This is a genomic window from Enterobacter sp. LM3 (genome assembly GCF_046622475.1).
GTDB lineage: Bacteria > Pseudomonadota > Gammaproteobacteria > Enterobacterales > Enterobacteriaceae > Enterobacter > Enterobacter cloacae_P.
In genome coordinates this window covers 232,987-239,167 of sequence record NZ_JBJURN010000003.1, presented here as the reverse complement: position 1 = coordinate 239,167, position 6,181 = coordinate 232,987, and the positions used below count along the sequence as shown (strand labels likewise).

The 6,181-nt window shown below is 50.0% G+C and carries 2 protein-coding genes and 2 pseudogenes; all 4 read right to left on the bottom strand.

Features of this window, described 5'->3' with window-relative positions; genetic code table 11:
• Positions 1-297 precede the first annotated feature (297 nt).
• Positions 298-2,406 (bottom strand): annotated as a pseudogene (locus ACJ9N4_RS05225) (VENN motif pre-toxin domain-containing protein); the annotation flags it as partial.
• Between the two features lie 87 nt (positions 2,407-2,493).
• Complete coding sequence (locus tag ACJ9N4_RS05220; protein ID WP_182918902.1) at positions 2,494-2,895, bottom strand: DUF6911 family protein; 402 nt, start codon at positions 2,893-2,895, stop codon at positions 2,494-2,496.
• Positions 2,885-3,679 carry a hypothetical protein gene (locus tag ACJ9N4_RS05215; RefSeq protein WP_230857821.1) on the bottom strand — a complete coding sequence of 265 codons (795 nt, stop codon included), beginning with the start codon at positions 3,677-3,679 and terminating at the stop codon, positions 2,885-2,887. The genes ACJ9N4_RS05220 and ACJ9N4_RS05215 overlap by 11 nt, the downstream gene beginning before the upstream one ends.
• Positions 3,680-4,861: 1,182 nt before the next feature.
• Positions 4,862-6,118: pseudogene (locus ACJ9N4_RS05210) on the bottom strand (VENN motif pre-toxin domain-containing protein); the annotation flags it as partial.
• Positions 6,119-6,181 lie beyond the last annotated feature (63 nt).

The window sequence follows — 6,181 nt, the reverse complement described above, 5'->3', positions numbered from 1 at the left end:
CCTTCTGAGCCTGTTGTTTCTGGCTCAGATAGTTATTCTCAACAACAACCAAGCCCTATGATTTGTATTTTTTCATTTTCAAGAATAAATTCACAAAAAACATGAGCGTACCAAAAACAACCCCATTGAAAAAACTAAAGTTAAAGTCATCAAGGAAATTAGTAATCGAATAAGAAGGCCAATGTCCTTCTATCAGTAAAACAGGCAATCTGCTAAACACTGAAACTAAAACACATCCGGCTAAAATGGTGACGAAACCCATAAGTAAAAAAGGAAGAAAGTAAAAAAGTATTTTTTTCATTTCAGTTTCCCCTTGGCATAATCTTCGCCTGCTTTTCCCGCTCTCTCAGATAGATAGCCACCTGCTATTACTGGTAATTGGTTTACTTTAGGTGGCTCTATTATTGATGGCATTCTCGAATTTTGATAATCTTTAAATCCATTACTCCAAGGATTCCATACCTTATTATCAACCTTCTGAACACCCAACCCAAACAAATAACCTAACGTAGCCCCACCTGCAGCCCCGATCATAGGCACAGTTGGACTCTTACCATCAATAAGACTACTTATCCCTGCTCCTGCGGTGCTCACTACTGTAGTTCCAACATATTTCATACCAGTTGTAGCTGCTCCAGTTATCATTGCTGTGATAAGACTATTCGGGCTAAATACCTCACTTGGATCATTATGGATATTGTACGCCTGAGACGTGGCGTTTGCGATTCCACTTGTAGCCGCTGAAACACCTCTTGTTGCTAATGTTGAACTGCCAATCAAGTCCGCAACAGCAGGAGCAACGGCACGACCAAGAATCGGTATTGAAAGAGAAATCGTTGCGATAGCTGCTTTAGGTATGTTGTTTGATCGCTGCATCTCGTCATAGTTATCAATCACTGGCGACAGCTGATTAATGCTGTACTGTGCCAGTTGCTTACAATCTGCATCACAACCCGGTGATTGCATTAGCTGGATAAGGTCATCCTGTTGTTTAACAAGATAATCCTTACTGATCTGTGTGTTCAGCGCTTTTTGCTGTTGAGCCGCATCCGCTTTGCTCGCAACATCCACCAGTTTCTTACGCTCTTCATCCGTTGATGCCGATTTATATTTCTCAAGCCATGAGGTGGTCTGGTCAGCGCTGAGATAATTATTCTCAACCGCATTCTTCCCGGCACTGGCCCCGGCCGCAGCACCCGCCGTATTTCCCCCGGCAATCCCGCCAGCCATGCCCGCTGAAACAGTCGCCAGCGTACTCACGGTTTGCTTCTGGTCTTCCGTCAGCTTCGACGGGTCTGTGTCCGGATAGAGCTGTCTGGCAATCGCTGTCGCTACCAGTTCGCCGGATGCCGCCCCCACTGCGCCCGCTGCGGCACTGTTGCCCTGAAGGGCTGCGGTTACGCCGCCGAGGATGGCATGGGCAATCGCTTTTGCCGCCGTGTTGTCATCAATGCCTGCATGGTGGCCGATGATGTTCGCCAGTTCCGGTGCTGAAGCGCCCGCCAGCGCGCCCCCGATATTGCCGCCCGCCAGTCCCTGCAGCGCTGCCGTGGCCGCCTGGATACCACGCTGCATGTTGCTGCCGGTTCCGTACGTCACCATCACCTCTTTGTATGCCTGCGTGTCACGCAATTCCGCAAGATAGTTCTGGCGTTCTTTTTCTGTCGCATTTGCCGGAGGTGTCTTACCGGATGCTTTCTGGGCCGCTTTCAGCCCGTTCAGGTCACCCTGAGTCCTGGCAATATCCGCCACCTGGCTGCCAATATCGCTGATCATCCCGACTGCTTTCAGGCGGTTCTGCTCTTTCTCCTTGTCGAAGATCGGGCTGATGCTGTCGTTGGCATGTTCGGTGTCGCGGCTCAAATCGGCCACGTCCTGCTTCTGGTTTACCTTGTCGCGGAGGGTGAGGGTGCCTTCTGCCACGGCGGCCTGTGTGGTACCTTCCGCATGGCCTTTGTTGCCAGCGGCGGAGATCATGCCACCCGGCAGGTTGCCCTTGAATTTATCCCCGAAGCTACCGCCGCCGCTCAGGCTGATACCGGAGTGCGAGGTTTTAAAGTCGGCTTCGTTGTGGATGTCGCTGAAGCCCAGCGTCCCGGTATCGAGGCTGTTTTTGTCCGGTGTGGCGGTGGAGGCGATAACCGCACCGTCAAGCTGGGTGTGATGACCCACGGTGATATCGAAGCCGCCGTCCCCGGCATACAGCCCGGTTTGTTCGGCAACGGAATCAAAGCGGCTCTTCATCTTGTCCTGGCTGGCGTTGATATAGCCTGAACCGGACATGGTGCCGAAGGTGAAGCTGCCACCCGCAGCAACGCTGGTCTGCTTGCCGTCATAGTCATTGTTGTTCTGCTGACTGCGCATCAGCAGATCGTGACCGACATCTGCCACGATTTTATTGCCGTTACCGGAACACCGGGAACAGGCACCGCAAACGTATTATTCTCAACAACTACAGCACCACAAGTGATGCTGTAGTCTGGGATTTATACATCAATTAAGAAGTTCCGTTGATACGTTGCCAATATCGAAGAACTCTTTAAAGACCCTGACAACAAGATCAAAATCTTTTGTCAGTTGTCGCTCAGGCCAGTAATCCCCATAAATCTGTATTTTTTTCTCCATACCAGATTCCGATTTATCCCAATAGGAACGAACCGTTAAATCAGATTCCGAGCACTCTAGTAACGTCAAGAGATAGAAGCCATCATCTGTAGATACTTCTAAATTCATCGGCCCAATATCAGGTTCGGGGACAATGCGGAGTCTTACACCACCTGTATCCCCCCTCAATTTCATCAGGAATTCTTCTACATCATTCCACTTGGGGCCACGAACCCGCGAAAAAGAGTTTCTGGCGTACAGATAGAAATCGACTTCAAACTCATCTTTCATAAGTTTCTTTCCTGGTGAGTTTTTTCATCCCTTTTTCCCAATACAAAGTATCTCCGCTTTTCTCTTCAAAAATAGTAAGCGATTTCAAGCCAGATTTTTCAGCCATACTTTTTATATCGCTGAGACAGTAACCGCAAACTGGCTTACCAGATACTTTCATTTCCATGCTACGACCCGTTGTCATACCCTGCTCGTAGGCTTGTTGGATAGTACCAACTTCAGCATGAGCGGTAGCCATATTTCCATTTGGGAAATTTTTATCCGGTTGGTTAATTACTTTTGCCTGCACTACATCATTGATAAGCGTTGGTTTGCTGGCATCCCCCAAGAAGAAATCAGCTCTGTTCCCCTGATTCGTATCCGTAAAGACTTTTCCTGTCTGAGGATCTGTCAATTCAGCAGTAACTTTGGGAATAGAAGAATGGGCATTTTTATCAATAGACTGAGAATTCTCTGTCCAGCCAGCACCTTTATTTGGAGAAACAATACCTGTTTCAGTTTTGGTGATAACGCTGTTCCCTGCTGCGCCACCAAATATAGCAGCCGTTCCGAGACCAACATTCAGAGCTCCGTCACTATAGTTACCATCAGCAATCTGACCTATCCCCGTACCTGTCTGGTATGCACCTCCCGCAGCTACAAATCCACGCACCAGAGTACCAGGGGCTCCAGGAAGGACCATCAAAGCATCTGTACCCACTGCGGCTTGACCTGACTGAACACCGTACATTTTCAGATAGCTCAGCGCCTCATTATAGGCTTTGGCATCAGATGCCGATGCCACAAAAGCTCCGCCCTTCGTCAGGGACTGTATCGCTTGTGCCGCTTGCTGCTCTGAGTAACCGTAAACAGTCTGGAGTTCATAGCCATACTGATTAAGTAGCCCGGCAAGTTCTTGCTTTTCTGCATCATTCAGCTGACCATTCTGGTATTTATTCAGAAGCCCATTATTGGCTTTGTCCTCATTGGTTAGACGAACAATATCCTGCGATGCCTGAAGAAGGTTCTTACCATTTTTTTGATCTTCAAGCGCTTTATTAAGTGCATCATTTTTTGAAGCGCTAAGGAAGTTATTCTCAACTACATTCTATACCTGAGCATTAGCCAAACACCGCTGGCTGCAATGGGGCCTGTTAGCAACCCTAAAACTATGCATTCCCCTAACTTATTAAAATTGAAGTCAAAATAACCAATTTTAAAATAGTAATATAAAGAAAATGCCATGTTTAGCACTGTAAAAAGCACAATCATCGTTATGACGAGACTTGCCAAAAGATAAAAAAACACTTTCAAATTAATATCCCTATTTACCATTTTCATGTGCCTTATATTTATCATTGACATAATCTCCACCGACTTCAGCACCGACAGAACCACCTAAACCACCAATAGTTCCAGGGATAGGGCTCTCAGGTTTTGCACCTGTCATCCATGAATGCCCTCCAATTGGCACCTCTTCATACTTATCTCGGACATTATTAAATAATGGCTTCAATGGTGCTGAAATCAGCTTTCCAGCAGTATAACCTATCGCAGAACCAGCTAACGCCCCGGCAACGGCAGCTGTTGGATCTTCATTTTGGAGTACGCTTCCAGTATATGCAGTGCTAACACTAATGACTGAGGAACGTACAGCACCAGTACCTGCGGAAAACCAGCCCGTAGCACCCGACATCATGAAATCAGTATAATTAAATGAATCCTCAGGATTGTTATATATTTTAACCCCCTGAGCTGTACCATTAATTAACATACTGACACCCGCGCTTGTAGCTTTTGCTGCTGCACTTGCAGTCCCTCCCATCATCCCTGTCATTGCTGTCGCTGCCAGGAAACCATAAGATTTTTCAAGTTTATCTTTTTCAGCACAGGCAGCGCTATCTCCTCCAGCACATCCATCAAGTGCCTTCTGCCACTGTCCTGACAACTTTCTGACCTGCTCATCAGTAGAAGGTGTATCAGCCCAGTTATTCTCAACCGCATTCTTCCCGGCACTGGCACCAGCCGCAGCTCCCGCCGTATTTCCCCCGGCAATCCCGCCAGCCATGCCCGCTGAAACAGTCGCCAGCGTACTCACGGTTTGCTTCTGGTCTTCCGTCAGCTTCGACGGGTCTGTGTCCGGATAGAGCTGTCTGGCAATCGCTGTCGCTACCAGTTCGCCGGATGCCGCCCCCACTGCGCCCGCTGCGGCACTGTTGCCCTGAAGGGCTGCGGTTACGCCGCCGAGGATGGCATGGGCAATCGCTTTTGCCGCCGTGTTGTCATCAATGCCTGCATGGTGGCCGATGATGTTCGCCAGTTCCGGTGCTGAAGCGCCCGCCAGCGCGCCCCCGATATTGCCGCCCGCCAGTCCCTGCAGCGCTGCCGTGGCCGCCTGGATACCACGCTGCATGTTGCTGCCGGTTCCGTACGTCACCATCACCTCTTTGTATGCCTGCGTGTCACGCAATTCCGCAAGATAGTTCTGGCGTTCTTTTTCTGTCGCATTTGCCGGAGGTGTCTTACCGGATGCTTTCTGGGCCGCTTTCAGCCCGTTCAGGTCACCCTGAGTCCTGGCAATATCCGCCACCTGGCTGCCAATATCGCTGATCATCCCGACTGCTTTCAGGCGGTTCTGCTCTTTCTCCTTGTCGAAGATCGGGCTGATGCTGTCGTTGGCATGTTCGGTGTCGCGGCTCAAATCGGCCACGTCCTGCTTCTGGTTTACCTTGTCGCGGAGGGTGAGGGTGCCTTCTGCCACGGCGGCCTGTGTGGTACCTTCCGCATGGCCTTTGTTGCCAGCGGCGGAGATCATGCCACCCGGCAGGTTGCCCTTGAATTTATCCCCGAAGCTACCGCCGCCGCTCAGGCTGATACCGGAGTGCGAGGTTTTAAAGTCGGCTTCGTTGTGGATGTCGCTGAAGCCCAGCGTCCCGGTATCGAGGCTGTTTTTGTCCGGTGTGGCGGTGGAGGCGATAACCGCACCGTCAAGCTGGGTGTGATGACCCACGGTGATATCGAAGCCGCCGTCCCCGGCATACAGCCCGGTTTGTTCGGCAACGGAATCAAAGCGGCTCTTCATCTTGTCCTGGCTGGCGTTGATATAGCCTGAACCGGACATGGTGCCGAAGGTGAAGCTGCCACCCGCAGCAACGCTGGTCTGCTTGCCGTCATAGTCATTGTTGTTCTGCTGACTGCGCATCAGCAGATCGTGACCGACATCTGCCACGATTTTATTGCCGTTACCGGAACACCGGGAACAGGCACCGCAAACGTATTATTCTCAACAACTACAGCACCACAAGTG

Excerpts from the sequence above, each read along its gene's own strand:
- ACJ9N4_RS05220 (WP_182918902.1), bottom strand. The coding sequence starts at position 2,895 with ATGAAAGATGAGTTTGAAGTCGATTTCTATCTGTACGCCAGAAACTCT.